Below are 20,765 nucleotides of genomic sequence, written 5' to 3' on the forward strand. Positions count from 1 at the left end.
AAGATAAAAAAAATTGCTTTCGGCAAATAACCTGTAAAATGTAATAATTTCTTCCTTTGATAAAAGATGCGCCTATTTTAATCTTAGATGAAGCCACAAGTTCGCTGGATTCTTTAACTGAAAAACTGATCCAAGAATCATTACACATTGCAATGAGTAACCGAACAGTTCTCGTGATTGCCCATAGATTATCAACCATTTTATCTATGGATGATATCTTGGTTATGGACAATGGTAAAATTATCGAAATGGGCAACCATAAACAACTAATCGATGCCGGCGGTTTTTATAACAGACTACGGAATGCTCAAAGCGGACATAGTTTTATTTAAAATAGAATAAGAGGATTCAGCAGTAGAGAGGACGGTCCGGGACGTAAAATTATGCAAATTGAATATTGCTCAAAGGGGGCCGTCCCCATTTGTTCTCGTGTATGAAGAAATGAGCATTAATAAGGACACAAAAACCAAGTGCTCTCTTCTCCTTGAAAAGCTTGCCTGATTTGAGTTATTACCAAGAGATAAGAAATATTTAGACACGTTTTGGTCACAATTTACGAAATAACCAAGTGCCCTAAGGTGGAGAAAATTGAAGTAACTTATTGATTTTAAAACGATATAAATGGCGCGCTCGGAGGGACTCGAACCCCCGACACCTTGGTTCGAAGCCAAGTACTCTATCCAGCTGAGCTACGAGCGCAATGGGGTATGGTTTATGCATTTTGCCAAGGTACATTCTGGTTGATAGTGAAGATGAATAACCAGAATTGGTGGGCCGTGTAGGATTCGAACCTACGACACAGAGGTTAAAAGCCTCCTGCTCTACCACCTGAGCTAACGGCCCTTAAGGCAAAAATATTTTTTAACTGTACTCTAAAACTGGTGGGCCGTGTAGGATTCGAACCTACGACACAGAGGTTAAAAGCCTCCTGCTCTACCACCTGAGCTAACGGCCCTAAAGAGGCTGGAATAATACCGGATTAGCACAGAATTTCAAGTCTTTTTATAATGTTTCATATAATTTTGTTGCTTTTATGGAGCACAAATACTTTTTTTGGGCAAAATTGGCTTAATAAAAAACAGCGTTATTAATATGTTGCGCTTGAGAATGAATGTGTTTTTCTGTGGCCAGTATTGTCCAATTGTGCAATCTTAAGTGCTGAGCAATAGTTGGGGCTTTATCAACTGAGGTAATAAGCAATAAAACATCAGCGCCTAACGCACCACACCCTTTGATTGCTCGTATTCCAGGGTACTTTTTAAACTTATGAATCAATTTTAAACTATGTTCAGCTACCAAATTTAATTCAGTTAACTTTTGATGGTAGTCATTGATGGCCTTAATCAATTTGGGAGAATCAACCTGTTCGAAGGCCTGTTTTGCCTCATCAACTAACAAAGATAAATAATCAATCTGATCTGGTAGGGCCGTGTCTTGCAAATGATGATGCGTTGCAAGCTTCACGCCTGTGTGAATGAGAAAAAACGACAAGTCATGAAAGGGCCAATTGTAGGATTTTATTATTTTCTGCTGCTTATTAATGTACACACATCCTTGTTGTGATTGTGCGATTACATCATACCCACTCGGTTTTAAACCTTTTCCAGTCCAGGACGATTCGTAATAAGCATCAAGCATCTGATTTAAATCAGGCATTGAGTTATTTAAGAAACAATGCGCCAAATAGCTTGCTAAAAATTGTGCACTGGAGGCACCTAAGCCACCTCGACCTGCATAGGGGTCATTCCATAAAAGACCGTGCTCACAATTTTGTTTTAACCACCAATGTCCAGCTGGAGACTCGGGGTGGATTCCAGATAATTCTTTTTGGGTTCTAAGGATGAGTTCAAAACAAGGGGAGGTCGTAAGCAGAAGCGCAGACGCTTCTGCTACCGCAGCATATTCACCTAATAAAAAGGTTTTTGCAGGGATTAACCAGTTCATACTGCAATAGGTGTTTGTCTGATTTTTGCCAGTAAATCATGAGCATTGTTCAGGCTAATTCGTTTATGCAAATCTAGCCATTTTTGCAAATGTTCTTTAAGTAAGGGCATTTCTTTTTCATTGGCTCCCGCAGCCAAGAGCAAATTATCTATATGTAATTTCATGTGGCCTTGAATAATACCTTCGGTACATAATGCTTTAATAGCACCCAAATTTTGTACCAAACCTACCGCGGCAATGACTTGAGATAAGTCATTTGCCGAAGAAATATTCATCATACGCAAACACATTTTAGCCGTTGGATGCAATGAAGTGACACCACCTATGGTTCCTACAATAATTGGTGCGGTTAGTTGCCCCGTAAGTATTCCATCGTGATAGCGCCAACGAGTAATTGCTCTGTATTGTCCATCGCGTGCGGCGTAGGCGTGCACACCTGCTTCAACTGCGCGCCAATCATTGCCGGTTGCAATTAAGACAGGATCAATGCCATTCATTACGCCTTTGTTATGAGTTGCTGCGCGATAAGGATCCATTTCGGCAAAAAGAGATGCTTCATGTAGTTTTTGGCCGAGTTCTGGTTCGATGGTGTGAATAGTCACTTGAGCAGTTGTTAGCTTTTGATCATTCAAGTTAGATAAAATGCACATGGTAACTTCTTCGCCAGTTAACTGCTCTATAGGCGTTTTCAAGTATTCAAGAACTTGATTGATAATGTTAGCGCCCATGGCGTCACAACTATTCATGGTTAAATGAATGACGGCCATGTCGTGCTGATCTTCTCTTTTCAGCTGACGTAATTGAATATCCATGACACCGCCACCACGTTTGACCATGTTTTCAGCGACATCTTTATTCGCTTTATTGATTAGGTATGCGCGATTTTCATGAAAAATCTGAGAAAATTTAGAAAAATCTTTAACTTTTGCCAATTGAATTTGGCCTAAAATGCATTCACCGTGAACCCAGGTTTTTATTTCGCCGCACTGTCTAATCCATTTGGCTGACTTAGATAACGCCGCGATGATGGAGGTTTCTTCAACAGCCATAGGAATCACATAGTCTTGGCCATTAATGTTAAAATTGGTGGCTACTCCTAGAGGAAGCTGAAAATAACCGATGACGTTTTCAATCAGTTTGTCTGCTAAATTCAAGTCTTTGACGCCACCATTTTTAAGAAAACCAATGTCTTCGGAAGTGATTGCCCCTAAGGCTAACAAGCGTTTAAATCGCTCCTCTCGTGAAAGTTTGGAAAAACCACGAAAAAGCTCATCGGTATTAGAAGTTAAAGGCATGCTTTCTCCTTTGAGTAGCCGGCATTAACGCAAGTTTTATAATGCCATGTTTGCGTTGTTCAAATTGGCTGTAGTTGTCTTGCATACCTGAATTTTACTGTATTGAAAAAAATGAAAGCAATTTTATCATAAAACCAGACAGCAAACTACCTGAAAATCTTAAGTTGTATGATTTTGTTTTTATTTGTGTTTGTCTGTATCTGCTTGTTTAGATACCAAAGTATCTATTTCGTCATTTTTAGGTTTATGCATAAAAAATTATCTCATGGTTTTTTTTCTAACAAGGTCTTGTTTTTTTTAATTTAATTGTCCTAGTTTTTCTTTATCAGGGAGTGTAAATTACGCGCATTAAATTGGATTAAATTGTAGGGAGACGTGATGGGAAAAAACACAAAAGAACAAAAGGCTTTTAGTGCAGCTGAAAAGATAAGAACTACATTCATCGATCAATTGAAAAGATGCAAGTCTTTAAAGGAGTTAGAAGGATTTTTAAAAAAATATGAAGAGAAAAAAAGTAAAAGCACAAGAACAGTTAATTTAACCGAGCACCATCAAAAAACTATCAGTGACTTGGACCTAGAGATTGCAGGATTAATCTTAAAATTAAAGCAACGATTTGCACCAGTAACACAAATTGAACCCGTGGCGAGTATTCGTGCACACCATGAAGAAGAGAGAGGCCGTACGGAAGTTTTACCCGTCGCTAAAGAAGAAAGTGAAAAACAACATGTAGGCACTAAAGCCGAAGTAACTGTAGATGCTGCAAGCAAACCTTTAGAAGAACATCCTAAAACTTCTCTTACGATTTCTCGAAGCGGAGAAAAGAGACATAGGCCCGGTCATCAGGGAATGGACAGGAGGGGGCTCTCTAGACCTTCTAGTGTAGAGATTCAGCAATCTGGACATGATTCTGGAAGTGCCAAAAAACATCATAGCCATGTTGATTCGAGAACTAGAAGACATAGAGAAATACACCTTTCTGAAGTTCGTTTAAAATTAAAAACGCTGTATGCGAAAGAGAAAAAATATAAAGAAAAAGCCAAAGAATATCATGGCAAGGATCAAGTAAAAGAAAAGCAATATAAAGAGGCTGAGGCTGCTGCAAGAAGAATTCACCAGAAAATAACCAAATTTTGTAATCAGTACATTCTTGATGGAAATTGGGAATCTTTTAAATTACAAAGTCAAGGTCTACTCAGTAAAGATAGCGCCGATGTAAAAACACTTAAGACACATCGTGGTTGGTGGGAGAAGTTCTTGGACGATCTGGTCGAGCTCATTAATAAAGGGTTTGTTCGTGTTGGTTCTTCAATTCGTGTGGGTGAGTTATCGATATTTAAACCCGCAGCTGACGGAGGAAAGAAAATTGATGCATTAGCCAACACAATAAACTCTGTTCAGCTTCCGTAAGTACTTAATTTTTCTAAAAAAATAAAGTAGTCTGGGTTTTATTTAGTCGTCCGGACTACATTTTTTACCCTACCCGAATAACTTATTCTTGTGTTACCATGTCGAATTGTTTTTGCTCTTAAAGAACATTCACATTATTCTTGAGATTATTTTTCAAAAAAATGACTATGGTACAAAGCAGCGCGCAAATCACTTTTGATAAGGAACTTGCCAGATTTCACTGTATAGGTGCATGGTCTGTTTTGCAAATTGGAAATTTATTAAAAAGATTTAGTGCCGATGATTTGCCCAAGAAAGAAAAAATAGTCATTAGTGGAGAAGGGATTAGTCATTTTGATAGTGCAGGGGCTCTGGCACTCATTAAATGCATTGACATACTAGAACAACAAGAAAATAAGGTCGATCTCAGTCATTTTACTGAAGCACAACAACATCTGGTGGATTTAATTAAATCAAAAAAAGATGCTTTAGATTATCAAATTCCCGCTGAACCGAAAGAGAACATATTTTATCTAGTCGGTAAAGAGTCAGAGAATAAGCTACGTCAAGCAGATGGTCTTCTTAACTTAGTTGGTGATTTAACAACTAAAGTTATCGAAGCTTTTGGCAATTTGCGTCGATTTCAATTGCCGAGCATTATCACAAACATACATTCTACTGGCGTCACTGCGCTACCTATTCTTGCTTTACTTTCCTTTTTGATCGGGGTGGTTTTGGCTTACCAAATGGGGTTGCAATTGCAAACATACGGGGCCAACATCTTTATTGCTTATTTATCTGGAATGGCTGTTTTCCGTGAATTTGCACCGCTCATTACAGCAATTATTGTTGCTGGTCGTACTAGTTCTGCATTTACGGCGCAAATTGGTAGTATGAAACTCAATGAAGAAGTTGATGCGCTGCTCACTATGGGACTTTCTCCTACTGAATTACTCGTGCTTCCTAAAGTGATCGGATTATTGATTGCGTTTCCTTTATTGATTTTTTGGTCTGATATTTTTAGTATTTTAGGAGCAATGATCATGTCCAAAAGTCAACTAGGCATTAGCTTTGTTGATTTTTTACAACGACTAAAGGACTCTGTTGGACTGTCACAGTTGAATTTAGGACTTTATAAAGCACCGGCATTTGCATTGTTAATTGCGTTGGTTGGTTGTTTTCAAGGATTTAGGGTTGAGGCTGGCACGGAAAAAAATATTGGGAGCCAAACTACCAAAAGTGTAGTGCAGGCATTATTTCTGATTATTATTGCGGATGCAATTTACTCAATTATTTATAGCCGGATGCATTTATAGATGAGCGAACCCATTATCGAAATAAAAGGATTAAAGAATTATCTCGGCGGTCAGTGGGTACATTCCGATGTGAATTTGACCGTGGAAAAAGGAGAAATTTTAGCGATCATTGGTGGTTCGGGAAGTGGAAAAACGACGATACTACGTAGCTTGCTGATGTTAATGAAGCCTACGGCGGGTAACATTAAAATATTTGGTCAGGATATTAGCCAACTTGATGTACAGCAATCATCTTCGCTTCGTCGTCGTTGGGGCATGCTTTTTCAGCACAGTGCTCTATTTTCATCAATGAATGTGTTGGAAAATGTCATGTTTCCCATGCAAGAATTTACCAGTCTAGATTATGACTTCATGTATGAATTAGCCTTACTAAAAATCGCTTTAGTAGGGTTGCCTAAAGAGGCGGCAGGTAAGTTACCTTCTGAGTTGAGCGGGGGAATGCAACGAAGAGCAGCAGCGGCACGAGCCATTGCCATGGATCCAGAGTTGTTGTTTTTGGATGAACCGACTACGGGCTTGGATCCATTAAGTGCGAGATTGTTCGATGACTTAATTGTTTTTCTAAGAGATTCATTAAAACTCACTATAGTCATGGTCAGTCATGATATAGAGTCTTTAAAACGAACTACAGATCGCGTAGCCTTTATTGGCGATGGAAAAATTTTAAGTGTTGAGCCAATTAATGATTTAATGAAAAATAAAAATAAAAAAATTGCTGGTTATTTTAGTAAAGTGTAGGCATAACTGGAGACAGAATACTTGGAATCGAAAACCAATTACACCATAGTCGGTGTAGTCGTACTCACATTGTTCGTAGGACTGGTGGCGACCATGTTGTGGTTGTCTGTTGGTTTTAATCAAAAAAAATATACAACTTATACTGTTTACATGCACGAAGCAGCTTCTGGCCTGACGAAAGATGCCTCTGTAAAGTTCAACGGTGTGCAAGTGGGTTATGTAAAAGAAATCAGATTAAATCAAAGTGATCCAAGACAAGTCGAAATTTTATTGAATATTGAAGAAGATACACCAATTACTACCAGTACTTATGCGACATTAAACTCCCAAGGAATTACTGGTGTCAGCTACATTGGTTTAAGCGCAAGTACTTCTGATTTGACTCCAATTCAACAAATGCCCGGCGAACCTTTTCCAGTGATTCCTTCAAAACCTTCGGTCTTTAATCAATTAGATGGCATTTTAAAAAAGGTGTCTGAAGATATAAATACGGTAAGTGCTGAAGCACAACGTCTATTTAACGAAGAAAATGCAAAACATGTACGCCATATATTGGCTAATATCGATCATTTTTCTAAAGATTTGGCAGGTAATGGTAAAAATGTTAATGCTTTTATGGATAATCTTGCCAAGGCAAGTCGTGATTTTCCGCGCATGCTTGATGAGTTGCGAGTTGGGATATCTAAGTTTGAGACTATGGCAGACAGTTTAAGTAAGGCTGGGAATAGCGTATCAAAAACGATGGGATCAGGGAAAAATACGTTGGATAAAATTTCCCAGGAAGCGCTTCCCCCGGCTGTTGTTTTATTAAGAAGATTGAATGCAATTTCTGCAAATTTGGAAAAGGTGAGCAGTGAAATGCGTCAGAACCCTGCGGTGGTTATTCGTGGCAGTAAACCGCCACAACCTGGGCCTGGAGAATAAATGATGAAAAAGTTGACTGTTTTTCTTATAAGTTTAAGCGTGGTGTTGCTTAGTGCATGCTCGCCGGTGAAGGTCTCTGTAAAAAATCAATATCAGTTGAGTGCATACAGTACCAAACAGTTAGCAAAGAATCCGCTGCCGGTTACTTTATTAGTTACCGCACCAGAAGCTGCAGCAGGCTATCAAACCGAACAAATGCTTTATATTAAAAAGCCCTTCGAACTCGAGGCTTTTGCAAAAAATGCATGGGTAAATCCACCGGCAGATATGCTCTATCCCTTGATTCTACAGAGTTTACAACGAGCAAATCTTTTTAAAGCCGTTACGTCCAATGCGTATACTTTGGGTGTAGATTATCGAGTGGATACCCAATTGCTTTCACTTGAGCAAAATTTCCTCAAAAAACCAAGTGTACTAGAGCTTTCGGTCAAAATGGTTTTGACACATGTTAGTGATAATAGAGTGCTTGCTTCGCGGATTGTCAACTTACAGATTCCTTGTCCTAGTGATACTCCTTATGGTGGTGTCATTGCAGCCAATAAGGCAACACAATTGTTTACTGCGAGTCTTGCTCGTTTTGTGGTGTCTCATATTCAACAATAGAGTATCGTCATTTCTGTATATGTTGGGTAATTTTTTGTCAAAAATAGCTCAAACAAACGTAGGCTGGGCTACTAAGCCCAGCATGTAACAATGCCAATGTATGAACACTATGGATAAGCTGCTTGTTAATTGAGATTACAGTGATGGTTTTCATAATGAACATTTTGGAGCGTAGGAATTAACGCAACAAACGCTGGACTTAATAGCCCAGCCTGCAACCTATGATCGTACAGGTTGGTACGATGAATACTGTAGCCAAAAAATAAAAAGAATTGTACAATGTGTCCCCATGAGCCCTATATGGGATTTTGCGATTTATTAATAATAAAAAGAACAAAGGAGATTGAGGATGAAAGCCGGATCATTATGTAAATTGGGTCTGCTTGTAGCAAGTGCTGTTTTAGTTGCTGCGTGTTCTAAAACGCCAGGTAGTGCTGGAGTAGGTGTGACTGACGCTGAGGCTTCTGCTCAAGGTCTAGGACAATTTACTCATTTTGCTGGTCAAGAACCAGGTGAGTCTTACACAACTAAGGCACCTCATAATCAATTGTATTTGTTCTCCTACGATGACAGTAATTTGGCTCCCAAATATTTACCGTCTATTAACGCTCAGGCAGAATACCTGAAGACACATCCTGGTGCTCGTGTGTTAGTAGCTGGACACACTGATGAGCGTGGAAGCCGTGAATATAACGTAGCTCTTGGAGAGCGCCGCGCAAACACTGTAGCCGATATTTTACGGATGGCTGGTGTTAACAGACAACAAGTTCGTGTTGTGAGCTACGGTAAAGAGCGTCCAATTAATTTAGGACATGATGAAGCATCACACGCACAAAACCGACGTGTTGAATTTACTTATGAGGCAACAAGATGATTAATTGCAAAAAACACATTATCGCTGCAGGCTTTATGTTAATACTTCCTTTGGCTTGTTGGTCAGAGGCGCCTGTGGTCGATGATAGTGATAATTTTGCAATTAGTGAGGAACAACAGGCGTATGAAGCGCCTGTTGTTGGCTCAAAGTACAGTGAGCCACAAGAGAGCAGACAGTTTGATGTAGCTCGGAATGAGAATTACGCACTAGATAATTCTCAAATTGATGATGAACGTGCGCTGGCTAAAGATGATCAGGCAAATGATTCAAATAGTAATATCACAGATAATGCTAAGCTGATTGATAAAATCCAAAGCTTACAACAAGAAGTACAAGAACTTCGTGGACAATTAGAAGTACAAGCTCACGATTTAAAATTGTTACAGCAACAACAAGTTGCTTTTTATAAAGATTTAGATGCGCGTTTAAGTGGTGGAACCAGTTCTGCTAAAGCATCGCCAAGTAAAACATCAAATAAACCTGCCCTGGATCTTTCCGTTGGTTCTAAGGAGCCAGCCCCTAAAGCAGTTGTACCTGTATCAAATATTCAAACAAGTAAATCAGCACCAACACCAGTTCCAGTACCTGCTGTTTCTACTTCGAGAGCGAATCCTGCTGACGAACAAATTAGTTATTTGGCAGCTTATGAATTAGTAAAAAACAAGCGATTTGATGATGCCATCAGCTCTATGAATGTGTTTGTGCAAAAATATCCTAAGGGTGGTTATACGGCAAATGCTCAATATTGGCTTGGTGAACTTTATTTAGCGAAAAAAGATTATCCCAATGCCATTGAACATTTTAATGTGGTTTTACAACAATTCCCCACCTCAAGTAAGTCTGCTGCAAGTATGCTCAAGACTGGTTATGCCTATGCCGCACAGGGTAATAAGCAAGAGGCTCAGAAGTTCTTGCAACAAGTAGTAAGAGCTTATCCTGGTACACCTACTGCGCAATTGGCTAATTCAAAATTACGTACGATATGATTGAGGCTTGTTTACATTTCTATTATCCTAGCCAATCTATCCTGCTTTTCTGCACTTTAATGTCCACATACTGTGTGTATGCTGCATATCAGTGTGCGAAAATTAGGTTTTGGGGGTTCAATGTAGTGAAATGCAAACAGAGTCTTTTAACTTTTTTTATACATAGCTCCAAAATTCTGCTTTATCGGGGCTATGCTTATATGTTCACCCAAGCGACTTGAAATAGTTTATGGATTCCAAGGAGAAAATTATGTATTGGCTAGCCCATGCCCCAGCTAATATTGCTCTGATCAAATATATGGGAAAAAAGGATAATCATTCAAACAGTCCTGATAACCCGTCGATATCTTATACATTAAATGAGCTTATAAGTACTGTAAGACTTGAAAAAACAAGCTCAAAAAAAGATATTTGGGAACCGCTGATTATACCTGGTGGAATTGAGAATTTTGTTTTGTCTGCAGAGGGACAAAAAAGGTTTCTTAATCATTTAGTGCGCATAAAAGCATATTTTGATTATGACGGTGGTTTTTTGGTGCAGTCTTGCAATAATTTTCCTCACAGTAGTGGCATGGCAAGTTCTGCTTCAAGTTTTGCGGCGTTAACACGTTGTGCTGTTATTGCCTTAAGTGAGTTAACGAATAAACCCGTGCCTTCTATTGAAGAACAAGCGCAGTTAAGCCGTCTGGGATCTGGTTCATCGTGCCGATCTTTTTATTCTCCTTGGGCCTTATGGGAGGATAATGAGGTAAAAGCGGTCGATTTGCCTTATCAAGAATTAATTTACCAAGGTGTGGTGATTAGTAATAAGAAAAAAGAAGTTCCTTCCAGCGAAGCACATCAGCGGGTAAAAAGTAGTCCCTTTTATGAAACACGTAGTCAAAGAGCAAGAGAAAATTTAAAACTTTTGTTGGATGCATTAATGACTCAAGATTGGACCTCGGCTCATGATATATGCTGGCGAGAATTCCAAGATATGCATCGTTTGTTTAATACCTGCGAACAACCTTTTACGTACATGACAGAAAGTTGTGTCGATCTCTTGCACAAGCTCGAGGCTTTTTGGGATAAAAAAGGTGATGGTCCCATAGTGACTATGGATGCTGGGCCAAACATTCATTTATTATATCGCCCTGACCAAACAGAATTAGCACGTGAATTTAAACGTGATTATTTAGTAGGCAATTATGACGTTCTTTGATTTTGAAACCACAACTTTTGGCAAATGGATTTTAGCAGGTGAGCATGCGGTAGTACGAGGACATCCTGCCTTAGTATTTCCAATTAAGGAAAAAAAATTAACTTTGAGATACTCTGCTGCAGGCTCTTCTTTAGGAGCTGATTATACAGGGAGTAGTGGTGCTGATATGCAACTTCTGTTTTGGAGTGTGCTAGAGCATGGGATGCAGCTATTAGGGCGCTCCTTAAATCAAATCGACGGTCATTTTCATTTAGATAGTACAATTCCTGTGGGTGCAGGAATGGGGGCTTCAGCCGCTCTTTGTGTGGCAATGAGCCGTTGGTTTTGTACACAGAACATGATAGACCTAAGCCAGTGCAATGATTTTGCAAAGGAATTAGAGCATTTATTCCATGGAAAGAGTAGTGGACTTGATGTAGCAGGGGTTGCTGCGGAAAGCGGGGTTTATTTTAAAGCTGGGAGTATTATTCCACTGCAGCAAAAAATTTATCCTGAGTTTTTTTTATCTTCATGCAAACAAATTGGCATTACATCGCATTGTATCCACCAGGTCCAAAATTTATGGACTGAAAATCCTGTTTTGGCCCAGCAAATTGATGTGCAAATGGTCGATGCAGTTGAAGAAGCGAGAAAAGCCTTAGAGCAGGGTGATGACTATGCCATAAATTCTTTGACTCAGGCGATTAATAGGGCTGCTGATTGTTTTTATCAATGGAACCTGGTTAGCGAAAGCTTACAACAACATATGAATCGATTGATTGCAGAAGGAGCCCTCGCTGTAAAACCAACGGGATCAGGAGGAGGAGGGTTTGTGTTAAGTCTTTGGGAAAAGCAACCACCTGAGTATCTCGAATTGTTGGCTGTATAGTGTCTCATGTAACGAAAGGCTGTATTTGACACATCTTGTGAGAAAATCCAGCCTTTCACCAAAATTTAAGTGTACCCTCTGAACAGGCATCTAAGAGATATAAAGCCGTAACCCAGGATCAAAATGCATTAAGTGGGCAGCGATTGTCTAAACAGGAACTGATGATAGATTATTCTAATCTACGAATTGAAAATAGACTTCACTGGCTTTTACCATTCCGAGTTCATAACGAGCTTGCTCTTCCAGAGCTTGGTCACCGTTCTTTAACTCTCTGATATCTGCTTCAAGTACGCGGTTACGTGTTGTAAGTTTGTTATTTTCCTGCTCGTGAGCAGCCAATTTTTTTTCAAGATTATGCCACTGAATCAAATTTCCATCGCCCAGCCATAGCTTATGCTGTAAAACAACTAGAGAAACAATCAAAATGATAAACAAAGGGCGCATAGATTTTGCTTAATTAAAAGAGTGTCCTTTAACCATTGTATTACCATTTCGCAATGTGTAGCAATATCTGCTTGCGTAATTTTTATAGGGTTTTTTTAATATTGTAGCCTGGGTGCGGCGTAGCGAAACCCGGGACTCTACAACCACTATTTCCCGGGTTCCGCTACGCTGCACCCAGGCTACAAGTTCATAAATCAAATCAAAAATGTTTCCTTAAAATATTAAGCTCTTCATTTAATAAATCTATTTTTTCTAATAAATCTAATGCGAGTGCCACTCCGGGTAGATTAACTCCTAAATCTCGATGTAAGCGAAAGGCAGATTCAATTTTACGAAGATCCTTTTGATTTAATTTTAAGTGCTCTGGTTTTGTTGTTTTGCATGAAAATAAGCCATATTCGACCATTTCAATCAATAATTCTTTAGGTATATGATAGGTTTGGCATACCTCATTGAAAGAGATAGTTGTAGTTTCCTCAATAAGCACGCCAATGATTGTATTGTCTTGTTTCATGCTTATGCTCCCATCTTGTCACGTGGATTAAAAGGCATTACCTGTGCCATCTTCTTATACAGCTCTTTTGCGTCTTCAGTCGTTGGTGGCGGAGTAATAATTTTTAGAAGTACATATTGATGCCCAGTTGGGGCACCCGGTAACCCACGATTTTTCAGTCTTAATTTTTGTCCTCCTTGAGATCCAGGAGGAATTTTTAAATCGATTTTTCCTCCCAAAGTAGGAACTACAACTGTTGCTCCTAAAGCTGCTTCCCAAGGAGTAATCGGTAGCGTGAGATAGATATCACCCTCCATGACATCAAAAAGAGAATGTTTATCAACCTGTACCGTTAAATAAATATCTCCACGTGGGCCTCCTTGCATACCTGGTGCACCTTGACCTGCCAGACGAATTTGCTGACCTGATTTTACGCCTGCTGGTATTTTTACTTTCAAGGTTTGGCTGGCTTGCGCATCGAGCGCACTTGGAATCTGGATGTTTTTAACGATTCCTGTAAAGGCTTCTTCCAGGCTTATATTTATTTTTCCATGATAGTCCTGACCTGCCATCGGTTGCTGACGATAACGAGAATGGCCAAATAAAGTTTCAAATAAATCTTCATTTAATGGACCACTATAAAACTGTTCAGAATCTTCAGGATGTGAATAGGTATGCGTCCTTTGTTGGTGAAACGCTTTATTTTTTCTGTAATTATCATACTCTGCTTTTTTTACTGGGTCTCTTAACACTTCATAAGCTTCACCCATTTCTTTAAATTGCTCTTCAGCGTTGGGTTCTTTACTGATATCCGGATGGTATTTTCGAGCCAGTTTTCGATATGCCATCTTAATGTCTTTTTCAGAGGCATCCTCGCTTATTCCCATTATTTTGTAGTAGTCTTTATCCATGTTTTTATATCCAATTTTAAAATCATTTTTTATTTTTGTAACACGTATTCTCCTGGAGCATCAGGTAAATTCTTATCAATTTTAGGGGGGAATGTCTTTTCACCCGATTGTTTCACTAACCAATCATGCCAGGCAATCCACCATGAGCCTTTTCTATGCTCTGCTATTTCTAACCAATGCTTGGGAGAAATATATGTTTCTTCCTTTTTTTGTTCACGAATCAAATAACTGCGTCCTGGATGTCCGGGTTCGCTCACTATACCTGCATTATGACCTCCATTAGTCAAAACAAAAGTAATATCCTTTCGTTTAATCAATGAGTGAGTTTTATAGACGGATTTCCATGGACTCACATGGTCTTTCTCTGTACTGACTACGAATGCGGGTAATCTGATGTTTTCTGGTGCGATATGCTTTCCTTCAACAGTATATTGACCTTCAGAGAATTCATTTTTAAGGAATAATTTTTCAAGATATTCACTGTGCATTTTATAAGGCATGCGTGTTGTATCTGCATTCCAAGCCAATAGGGCGATCATACCTCTTTGGGTTCCATGCATGTAGTCTTGCACCATTTTCGACCAAATCAAGTCATACGAGCGTAGCATCTGGAAACTTCCAGCCATGAGTTTAGTATCTAAATAGCCTTTTTCCCACATAATGTTTTCCAAAAAAGATACCTGGCTGTTATTAATAAAGAGTAATAACTCGCCTGCCTCAGTAAAATCACCTTGAGCCGCGAGTAGTGACAGGCTTTTCAGTCGATGATCATGGTCTTTGGCCATAGTTGCTGCGGTAATCAAAGCTAAAGTCCCTCCAATACAATACCCCATTAAATGAATTTTTGTATTGGGGATTATGGTTGATATTTTATCGATCGCAGCCACAGCGCCTTGCCGATAATAATCATCGATTGCTAAATTCCTGTCTTTTGAAGTGGGATTGAGCCAGGAAACGATAAATACTGTATGTCCTTGTTGTACTAACCAATTTACTAAAGAGTTTTCTGGAAGGAGATCGAGTATATAATATTTCATGATCCAGGCAGGGAGAATTAACAAGGGTTCTTTATAAACTTGTTTGGTTTGCGCTTCATATTGAATGAGCTCAATCAAATGATTTTTAAAGACAACCTTACCTTTAGTCTGAGCAACTTGTTTTCCTGGGATAAAATGTTCAACGCCCGCCGGAGGACTCCCAGTTAATTTCTCAACGAAATCTTGTAAGCCCAATTGTGTACCACGAATTAAATTTTCTCCATATGAATTCAATGTCTCTTGCAGCAAATCTGGATTGGTCAAAACAAAATTGGAGGGGGATATCGCATCAAGAAGTTGTTTTATGGTGAATGATACAATGCGTTGGTTTGGCTCATTTAATCCAGGGATTTCGTTGGCTGCGTTTAAGCACCAATCTTCCATTTGTAAAAATTGTTCAGCCCACAAGCGCCATGGATAGAGGCTCCACTTATCCGTATGAAAACGCACGTCCTCACCATTGCCTGGTTTCTCATGATTTATAAGTCGTTTGCTAAAATCAGCACAATGCATCAAAGGATAAAGATTTAATTTCAAAAAAGTGCCTGGGGCCTGTAACAGTTGCGCCCCCCATGAAAAATAAGAAGTTGCTACAGAGGCTGGGCTGATGCTCGCAGTGAATTTCCCAAGATTGGCTTGAAAATATTTATCAATCAAATTAAATATATCGTAGGTAGCTGCCGCATTTTCTTTGCGATTAACAGTCGCAGAGGGTTTCTTTTTTACTTTTCCTTTTTGTGATGACTTATTTTCTTTTGTAGTAACATGAGCCATTTTTTTCATGGGTTCAGTCTTATCACCGTTATTATTATAAAATAGTATAGCCTCTGCGATATTTATTTGTATATTAATCAGTTAAAGTACATACTATTCACTTTACTTGAGTGTCTTTACCCAATACTACAGCGTCATTTTTACTAAGGTTGTAGCATGAAAATAAATCATTGCACTAAGTATGGTTGGATTGTTTGAATTGATATCGGAGACTTTTTATGCAAAAGTATGTACTTAATATTCTTGTTGTTTTTTTTCTATTTTCATTAGCTGGCTGTCAGTCAAATCAGGCGACCTCCAATATATTTAGACCTTTTACACCGTCAACTGCTACAAGCACAAATTTATCGCAAGCAGTGCAAGAAGCTTTGATGCGTAATGATGATCTTGCGATAGCTCATGTACGTGTTCAAACAAGACAGGATGTTGTGATTCTTACTGGCTATGTTAAGAAAATTCGTCAAAGTGATGTCGCAGAACAGATCGCTCGTCAGGTTCCAGGTGTACGTGCAGTAGAAAATAATATAATTATCCGTCCATAAGCTTAAATATTCTCCATTTGTACTATATTTATACAAAGGGTTAAGTGTATTCAAATGGAGAATAAAATGGCTGACCTAATTCATAATGCTTTGCCAACGCCAAGACGAGAAATGATCTATATTAGTCCAAACGATTCTGTAAAAAAAAGTATTGATATGATGACAGAATATGATATTGGAGCATTGGTTGTAATGGATAATGACAACCAATTAGTAGGTATAGTGAGTGAGCGGGATATTGTTCGTTCTTGCTTACACAGATGCATTAATCTGGAAACAGGAAAAGTTTCTGATGTGGTCAATAAGGACGTCACGATTCTTAACTCTAATGATGTCGTGGAAAAAGCGATGCAGGCAATGACTGCAACGAAAAGAAGACATGTGTTAATTCGTGACGAAACTGATGGGATTATAGCTATCTTATCCATTGGTGATGTGCTTTATCATTTATTGGAAGATAAGGCTAGAGTGATTGAGCAATTAGAAAATTACATCCATACCTATTAACAGAATTTTTTAGGATGATATAGTATCTTTTTTAATGTACTCATGGCTCATATGAAAACAGTCTTCAGATTGATTTTAATTTTTTTGATATTTCAAGCTCCTGCGTGGGCTACTGAGTTATCGCCCACATGGTATTCCAAAAGTACAGATAACCAAGTTGTTATCAACATCGAAATGTTTTTGTCATCCACATGCCCCCATTGTCAAAATGCGGATGCATTTTTTCGCGATCTAGAAGCGAAAAACCCTGATCTGCATGTTCAACGATATTATATTAACCAGGATAAAAATGCATTGGGTCGTTTTTATCAATTATTGAGTGCACAGCAAATGGATGATTTTGCTGTTCCATCAATCTACTTTTGTAATTCACGCTGGGTAGGATTTACCTCAGCAGAAACCACTGGAAAAGATTTATTACAAGGAATTAATTATTGTAAGCAACAAATTCAAAAAAAAGGTAAGCTAACGCAAACAACTGTAGATGCATTGCGACATTTAGCTAATGCAAATCGTTTTATTACCGGATTGGTAGAGAAACCATCTAGGTTACAGTTTACAACAACCATAGCATTTATGGATTCTTTTAGCCCTTGTGCATTCTTTTGTTTCGCTGGATTTCTTGCTTTTCTCTTTATTGAAACTCAAAAGAAAAAACAAATTATCGCGGGCTTCCTATTTATCTTTTCAGTAGCAATAGTTCATTATTTTCAACAGGCTTATCCCAATGTATTTTTTGAGCTATTGCCTTGGTTGCGTATTCCTGCTGCATTATTAGGAGCACTCACTATTTATTTTGTAATACATTATCTTAAAAAACAGTCTTCTAGTGTTTTATACTTTTTATTGGCTTTCTTATTAGGATTAATCACTACAATTTATCAACAAACTTGTGTGATGAATTGGGCGACCATCTTCCAACAATGGTTAAATGATCAGCATTTAACGGGTTCGCAAACAAGTTTGTATCAATTGCTTTATCAGGGAATATACATACTTCCTTTAATTTTGATTTTATTTATCTACTTAGTCTTACTTAAGGTGGAACGTTTTGCTGCATTAAGAACAAAATTTATCAACATTGGTTTATTGTTTCTGATCGCAATTGCAGTAAGTTTAATCGCTTATCCCTTTATCTTGCCATACTTTGGAGTATCTATGGTGACTTTATTTATCCTGGCGGTGTGTGGATACTTTTTAAATTTGACTTGATCTTATTTTGATGATTTGGGATTATCATCTCTCTTTGTTTTTCAGGTGATAACATGAGTAAGCTCATTGATATTCCAGTTGTTGTAGAGAGCGGGCAAAAATATAAAACATCTCATGGCGTAACAGCAATTAAAGATGGCGTCAAAGCAACAGAACATGCTTATGAGCGTTTGCCTAAACCTAAATGGTTACGCGTAGTAAACCATACTACTCCAGCATATCACCAGGTAAAAGAGCAAGTACAAAAGCATCGCCTATCTACTGTTTGCGAAGAAGCAAAATGCCCTAATATTTCTGAGTGTTGGTCGCATGGTACTGCAACAATCATGTTAATGGGATCTGTCTGTACACGCGCATGTCGTTTTTGTGCGGTAGATACAGGCAATCCTCATGGTTGGCTGGATGCACACGAACCAGAAAATACGGCAAATACCGTCGCATTAATGAATCTTGATTATGTGGTGTTAACTTCAGTAAATAGGGATGACTTGCCTGATGGCGGTGCTAATCATTATGCACGGACGATACAAGCGATTAAACAACGTTCTCCAAAAACTAAAGTTGAAGCATTAACCCCTGATTTTCAAGGTGTAGAAAAAGACATCGCAGTATTACTGGATAGTGGTGTTGATGTATTTGCACAAAATGTAGAAACTGTAGCGCGTTTGACACACCCAGTCCGTGATAATAGAGCAGGCTATAGTCAAACGTTGAATGTACTTGCATACGCGAAACGTTATCGACCTGATGTACTGACAAAAACCAGCTTAATGTTAGGTTTAGGTGAAACGGACGAGGAAATTGTGCAAACAATGGATGATCTACGCGCGCATAATGTAGATATTCTTACTCTAGGACAATATTTGCAGCCCACAAAAAACCATTTACCTATTGCACGTTATGTGACTCCCGAGACTTTTGCTGAACTAAGACAGATTGGATTGCAGAAAGGATTTTTTGAAGTAGCTTCTGGTCCATTGGTGCGTTCTAGCTATCGTGCAGATAGAATTTTTAAGCAAGATAATTTGGGTTTAGATAATTAATTTATTCAGCCTGAGTGAAGCAGCGCAGCGGAAACCGGGTTTTTCTGCAGATTCCGCGGGTTACAGCTTACGTCTTCACCCAAGCTAAAAACACTGAATCCCTACATAAGAGACATAGAGCTTGTTGCAGTAACTTTATGATCAGTAGGGCTGAGTTTATGCACTTGGTGTTGCAAGAGATTCACCACTTTATCTGCTACCGCATGGCTATAGGCAAGTACTTTTTTCTCATCCTTAGGATGTTTCAGTTTAATTTCTGCCAATTCAACAGCTAATTGATCAGCACATTCCTGGCACAAGTAAAAATCACTATCCACTACGTTTGAAAGTGGCGCAATATACTGGCTATGTTCCTGTGTAAAAGTTTTATTGATTTGAATTATCGTTTCTTTAGCTACTTTAGTGACAAGATCAGGTATTAACTCTTTTTTATAGGTTGTCAGTTGTTTGTTCAATTGAATGTTTAACAGGTTCTGAAATGAATAAAAATTCATAACCACTGGTGCTTTACTACTCAACTCTTGATTTAGCTGCATACTGAGTTTTAGATTAGATTCTTCAACAATTCCTGATTGAATAACCAAATCGGCTATCTTTTTTAGCTTTTGTTTTATATCTTCAATGACCTCTATAGGCTGTTTGAGCACAAAGTTACGAAAGGAAGTAATTTTTGGCAGAACTTTTTTTGCCTCTTTTTCATTGAGCGCGAGCTCAGGAGTTAATTCTGAGTTAATTAGTACATTGAATTTCATGAGCATGACTTCGGCTCGTAAAGCACGTGCTTTTCCGATTGCATATTCTCTTAGTGCTGGATTTAACTGATCTAGTTCGGGTGTTTCAAACTCAGTTGCCTTATTATTTAATTTTCCATTAAGCATGGCTTCTAATACCGCATTTTGAAAATAATCAAAAACTGCTTTTCTGTTTGTGTGTGTCATTTTTTCAGTACACCAACTGATATAAATTGGATCAAGTACATCCAACAGCCCTCGAATTTCTTGGATTAGCTGCGATTTTAAAGGATAAAGGCGATGATTTTTTTTATATTGCACCATGATATTAAGTGAGGTCGCCGATTGCAGGAGAATGGCCCCACGTGCTTTAGCGTCATTACTTGTTTTTTTCTCAAAGTAGGTTTCATACGCAACTGTATCTCCCCATAAAGAAGAATTCTCATGATCATTTTTGATTAGTTCATCCAAAATGATGCGAGCATACAAGGTGAGGGTGGCAGCGGATGCACTGTGCCTACGAATATTATTACGAGTTGAAAAGAGAGTAGAGCCTTCGAGTGCTTTATCTTTTCTATATTGAAAAAAAGTACTCTGTTGCCTTAGTATGGCGGCTTTAGGTTGAACAATTGTATCTTTTAGTTTATTAAGGTGCTCTAAGCTTTGATACGCCTCGGTAAATGTTCTGACATCTTTAATAATAACTGCCCCATCATCAATAATGACGCCAGGAAATTTTTTAAACATCTCGAGGTCTATTTTAGGTTCAAATCGAGAATAACTCTCTTTTTTAATACAATATAATAAGCATGTCGCTTTATGAGTTTTTTCATCCAGTTCCCATATTAAAGGGCTGCCTTGAAATGTAATATTTTGGAAATAAATCTTCATATAATCGTACACTATGATCAAAAAAACATAGAGTACGAATTA

At 38.4% G+C, this 20,765-nt stretch carries 21 protein-coding genes and 3 tRNA genes; 14 read left to right on the forward strand and 10 right to left on the reverse strand.

Annotated elements, in window-relative coordinates:
- Nucleotides 1–56 precede the first annotated feature (56 nt).
- A complete protein-coding gene (locus tag BGO44_RS03670; RefSeq protein ID WP_273197004.1) occupies nucleotides 57–332 on the forward strand; it encodes a hypothetical protein in 276 nt (91 codons plus the stop codon).
- A gap of 290 nt (nucleotides 333–622) precedes the next feature.
- Here the strand turns inward: BGO44_RS03670 and BGO44_RS03675 are convergent.
- The 5 genes from BGO44_RS03675 to BGO44_RS03695 form a co-directional block, all read right to left on the reverse strand.
- Nucleotides 623–699, reverse strand: a tRNA-Arg gene (locus BGO44_RS03675).
- Between the two features lie 68 nt (nucleotides 700–767).
- Nucleotides 768–843: transfer RNA gene (locus tag BGO44_RS03680), tRNA-Lys, on the reverse strand.
- A gap of 36 nt (nucleotides 844–879) precedes the next feature.
- A tRNA-Lys gene (locus BGO44_RS03685) sits at nucleotides 880–955 on the reverse strand.
- Nucleotides 956–1,068: 113 nt separating this feature from the next.
- The gene (locus tag BGO44_RS03690; RefSeq protein ID WP_273197005.1) at nucleotides 1,069–1,944 is read right to left on the reverse strand and encodes a mevalonate kinase family protein; all 876 of its coding nucleotides are present in this window, start codon (nucleotides 1,942–1,944) and stop codon (nucleotides 1,069–1,071) included.
- Nucleotides 1,941–3,239 carry a hydroxymethylglutaryl-CoA reductase, degradative gene (locus BGO44_RS03695; protein WP_058510970.1) on the reverse strand — a complete coding sequence of 433 codons (1,299 nt, stop codon included), beginning with the start codon at nucleotides 3,237–3,239 and terminating at the stop codon, nucleotides 1,941–1,943. The genes BGO44_RS03690 and BGO44_RS03695 overlap by 4 nt, the downstream gene beginning before the upstream one ends.
- Nucleotides 3,240–3,617: 378 nt before the next feature.
- Between BGO44_RS03695 and BGO44_RS03700 the strand changes: the two genes are divergently transcribed.
- From BGO44_RS03700 to BGO44_RS03740, 9 genes are all read left to right on the forward strand, one after another.
- Nucleotides 3,618–4,649, forward strand: a complete 1,032-nt coding sequence (locus BGO44_RS03700) for a hypothetical protein (RefSeq protein WP_058510969.1) — start codon at nucleotides 3,618–3,620, stop codon at nucleotides 4,647–4,649.
- Nucleotides 4,650–4,816: 167 nt separating this feature from the next.
- Nucleotides 4,817–5,944: an MlaE family ABC transporter permease gene (locus BGO44_RS03705; protein WP_058510968.1), complete on the forward strand. Its 1,128-nt coding sequence runs from the start codon at nucleotides 4,817–4,819 to the stop codon at nucleotides 5,942–5,944.
- Complete coding sequence (locus BGO44_RS03710; protein ID WP_058510967.1) at nucleotides 5,945–6,682, forward strand: ABC transporter ATP-binding protein; 738 nt, start codon at nucleotides 5,945–5,947, stop codon at nucleotides 6,680–6,682.
- A 21-nt stretch (nucleotides 6,683–6,703) separates the two neighbouring features.
- Nucleotides 6,704–7,606 (forward strand): MlaD family protein, encoded by a 903-nt coding sequence (locus BGO44_RS03715; RefSeq protein ID WP_273197011.1) that lies wholly within the window; start codon nucleotides 6,704–6,706, stop codon nucleotides 7,604–7,606.
- A 3-nt stretch (nucleotides 7,607–7,609) separates the two neighbouring features.
- A complete protein-coding gene (locus BGO44_RS03720; RefSeq protein WP_058511718.1) occupies nucleotides 7,610–8,209 on the forward strand; it encodes an ABC-type transport auxiliary lipoprotein family protein in 600 nt (199 codons plus the stop codon).
- 349 nt (nucleotides 8,210–8,558) lie between these two features.
- Nucleotides 8,559–9,083: a peptidoglycan-associated lipoprotein Pal gene (gene pal, locus BGO44_RS03725; protein ID WP_058510965.1), complete on the forward strand. Its 525-nt coding sequence runs from the start codon at nucleotides 8,559–8,561 to the stop codon at nucleotides 9,081–9,083.
- Complete coding sequence (gene ybgF / locus BGO44_RS03730; protein ID WP_273197013.1) at nucleotides 9,080–10,069, forward strand: tol-pal system protein YbgF; 990 nt, start codon at nucleotides 9,080–9,082, stop codon at nucleotides 10,067–10,069. Before pal ends, ybgF begins: the two co-directional genes overlap by 4 nt.
- Nucleotides 10,070–10,319: 250 nt before the next feature.
- Nucleotides 10,320–11,270 (forward strand): diphosphomevalonate decarboxylase, encoded by a 951-nt coding sequence (locus BGO44_RS03735; protein ID WP_058510963.1) that lies wholly within the window; start codon nucleotides 10,320–10,322, stop codon nucleotides 11,268–11,270.
- On the forward strand, nucleotides 11,257–12,138 hold the full coding sequence (locus BGO44_RS03740; RefSeq protein WP_273197015.1) for a mevalonate kinase family protein: 882 nt from the start codon (nucleotides 11,257–11,259) through the stop codon (nucleotides 12,136–12,138). Before BGO44_RS03735 ends, BGO44_RS03740 begins: the two co-directional genes overlap by 14 nt.
- Before the next feature lie 174 nt (nucleotides 12,139–12,312).
- Here BGO44_RS03740 and ftsB read toward each other — a convergent pair whose 3' ends face one another.
- From ftsB to BGO44_RS03760, 4 genes are all read right to left on the reverse strand, one after another.
- Nucleotides 12,313–12,582 (reverse strand): cell division protein FtsB, encoded by a 270-nt coding sequence (gene ftsB, locus BGO44_RS03745; RefSeq protein WP_058510961.1) that lies wholly within the window; start codon nucleotides 12,580–12,582, stop codon nucleotides 12,313–12,315.
- 199 nt (nucleotides 12,583–12,781) lie between these two features.
- A complete protein-coding gene (locus BGO44_RS03750; RefSeq protein WP_273199412.1) occupies nucleotides 12,782–13,096 on the reverse strand; it encodes a chaperone modulator CbpM in 315 nt (104 codons plus the stop codon).
- A gap of 2 nt (nucleotides 13,097–13,098) precedes the next feature.
- Nucleotides 13,099–13,986, reverse strand: a complete 888-nt coding sequence (locus BGO44_RS03755; protein WP_273199410.1) for a DnaJ C-terminal domain-containing protein — start codon at nucleotides 13,984–13,986, stop codon at nucleotides 13,099–13,101.
- Nucleotides 13,987–14,015: 29 nt separating this feature from the next.
- Nucleotides 14,016–15,806, reverse strand: coding sequence for a PHA/PHB synthase family protein (locus tag BGO44_RS03760; RefSeq protein WP_273199409.1), 1,791 nt, complete (start codon nucleotides 15,804–15,806; stop codon nucleotides 14,016–14,018).
- Nucleotides 15,807–16,015: 209 nt separating this feature from the next.
- On the opposite strand from BGO44_RS03760, the gene BGO44_RS03765 reads away from it, so the two are divergent.
- The 4 genes from BGO44_RS03765 to lipA all read left to right on the forward strand — a co-directional run bounded on the left by BGO44_RS03765 (nucleotide 16,016) and on the right by lipA (nucleotide 19,101).
- Nucleotides 16,016–16,339: a BON domain-containing protein gene (locus BGO44_RS03765; protein WP_058510957.1), complete on the forward strand. Its 324-nt coding sequence runs from the start codon at nucleotides 16,016–16,018 to the stop codon at nucleotides 16,337–16,339.
- 66 nt (nucleotides 16,340–16,405) lie between these two features.
- A complete protein-coding gene (locus BGO44_RS03770) occupies nucleotides 16,406–16,846 on the forward strand; it encodes a CBS domain-containing protein (protein WP_058510956.1) in 441 nt (146 codons plus the stop codon).
- 51 nt (nucleotides 16,847–16,897) lie between these two features.
- Nucleotides 16,898–18,058 carry a hypothetical protein gene (locus tag BGO44_RS03775; RefSeq protein ID WP_286822654.1) on the forward strand — a complete coding sequence of 387 codons (1,161 nt, stop codon included), beginning with the start codon at nucleotides 16,898–16,900 and terminating at the stop codon, nucleotides 18,056–18,058.
- A 53-nt stretch (nucleotides 18,059–18,111) separates the two neighbouring features.
- Nucleotides 18,112–19,101, forward strand: a complete 990-nt coding sequence (lipA, locus tag BGO44_RS03780) for a lipoyl synthase (protein WP_058510955.1) — start codon at nucleotides 18,112–18,114, stop codon at nucleotides 19,099–19,101.
- Between the two features lie 101 nt (nucleotides 19,102–19,202).
- Here the strand turns inward: lipA and BGO44_RS03785 are convergent, their stop codons facing one another.
- On the reverse strand, nucleotides 19,203–20,579 hold the full coding sequence (locus BGO44_RS03785) for a hypothetical protein (protein WP_273199407.1): 1,377 nt from the start codon (nucleotides 20,577–20,579) through the stop codon (nucleotides 19,203–19,205).
- Nucleotides 20,580–20,765 lie beyond the last annotated feature (186 nt).

Origin of the sequence: Legionella sp. 39-23 (assembly GCF_001897665.1) — a bacterium.
GTDB lineage: Bacteria > Pseudomonadota > Gammaproteobacteria > Legionellales > Legionellaceae > Legionella > Legionella steelei.

Excerpts from the sequence above, each read along its gene's own strand:
- pal (WP_058510965.1), top strand. The coding sequence starts at position 8,559 with ATGAAAGCCGGATCATTATGTAAATTGGGTCTGCTTGTAGCAAGTGCT.
- BGO44_RS03740 (WP_273197015.1), top strand. The coding sequence starts at position 11,257 with ATGACGTTCTTTGATTTTGAAACCACAACTTTTGGCAAATGGATTTTA.
- BGO44_RS03750 (WP_273199412.1), bottom strand. The coding sequence starts at position 13,096 with ATGAAACAAGACAATACAATCATTGGCGTGCTTATTGAGGAAACTACA.
- BGO44_RS03760 (WP_273199409.1), bottom strand. The coding sequence starts at position 15,806 with ATGAAAAAAATGGCTCATGTTACTACAAAAGAAAATAAGTCATCACAA.
- ftsB (WP_058510961.1), bottom strand. The coding sequence starts at position 12,582 with ATGCGCCCTTTGTTTATCATTTTGATTGTTTCTCTAGTTGTTTTACAG.
- BGO44_RS03775 (WP_286822654.1), top strand. The coding sequence starts at position 16,898 with ATGAAAACAGTCTTCAGATTGATTTTAATTTTTTTGATATTTCAAGCT.
- BGO44_RS03710 (WP_058510967.1), top strand. The coding sequence starts at position 5,945 with ATGAGCGAACCCATTATCGAAATAAAAGGATTAAAGAATTATCTCGGC.
- ybgF (WP_273197013.1), top strand. The coding sequence starts at position 9,080 with ATGATTAATTGCAAAAAACACATTATCGCTGCAGGCTTTATGTTAATA.
- BGO44_RS03720 (WP_058511718.1), top strand. The coding sequence starts at position 7,610 with ATGAAAAAGTTGACTGTTTTTCTTATAAGTTTAAGCGTGGTGTTGCTT.
- lipA (WP_058510955.1), top strand. The coding sequence starts at position 18,112 with ATGAGTAAGCTCATTGATATTCCAGTTGTTGTAGAGAGCGGGCAAAAA.
- BGO44_RS03770 (WP_058510956.1), top strand. The coding sequence starts at position 16,406 with ATGGCTGACCTAATTCATAATGCTTTGCCAACGCCAAGACGAGAAATG.
- BGO44_RS03735 (WP_058510963.1), top strand. The coding sequence starts at position 10,320 with ATGTATTGGCTAGCCCATGCCCCAGCTAATATTGCTCTGATCAAATAT.
- BGO44_RS03690 (WP_273197005.1), bottom strand. The coding sequence starts at position 1,944 with ATGAACTGGTTAATCCCTGCAAAAACCTTTTTATTAGGTGAATATGCT.
- BGO44_RS03785 (WP_273199407.1), bottom strand. The coding sequence starts at position 20,579 with ATGTTTAAAAAATTTCCTGGCGTCATTATTGATGATGGGGCAGTTATT.
- BGO44_RS03700 (WP_058510969.1), top strand. The coding sequence starts at position 3,618 with ATGGGAAAAAACACAAAAGAACAAAAGGCTTTTAGTGCAGCTGAAAAG.
- BGO44_RS03755 (WP_273199410.1), bottom strand. The coding sequence starts at position 13,986 with ATGGATAAAGACTACTACAAAATAATGGGAATAAGCGAGGATGCCTCT.
- BGO44_RS03705 (WP_058510968.1), top strand. The coding sequence starts at position 4,817 with ATGGTACAAAGCAGCGCGCAAATCACTTTTGATAAGGAACTTGCCAGA.
- BGO44_RS03695 (WP_058510970.1), bottom strand. The coding sequence starts at position 3,239 with ATGCCTTTAACTTCTAATACCGATGAGCTTTTTCGTGGTTTTTCCAAA.
- BGO44_RS03765 (WP_058510957.1), top strand. The coding sequence starts at position 16,016 with ATGCAAAAGTATGTACTTAATATTCTTGTTGTTTTTTTTCTATTTTCA.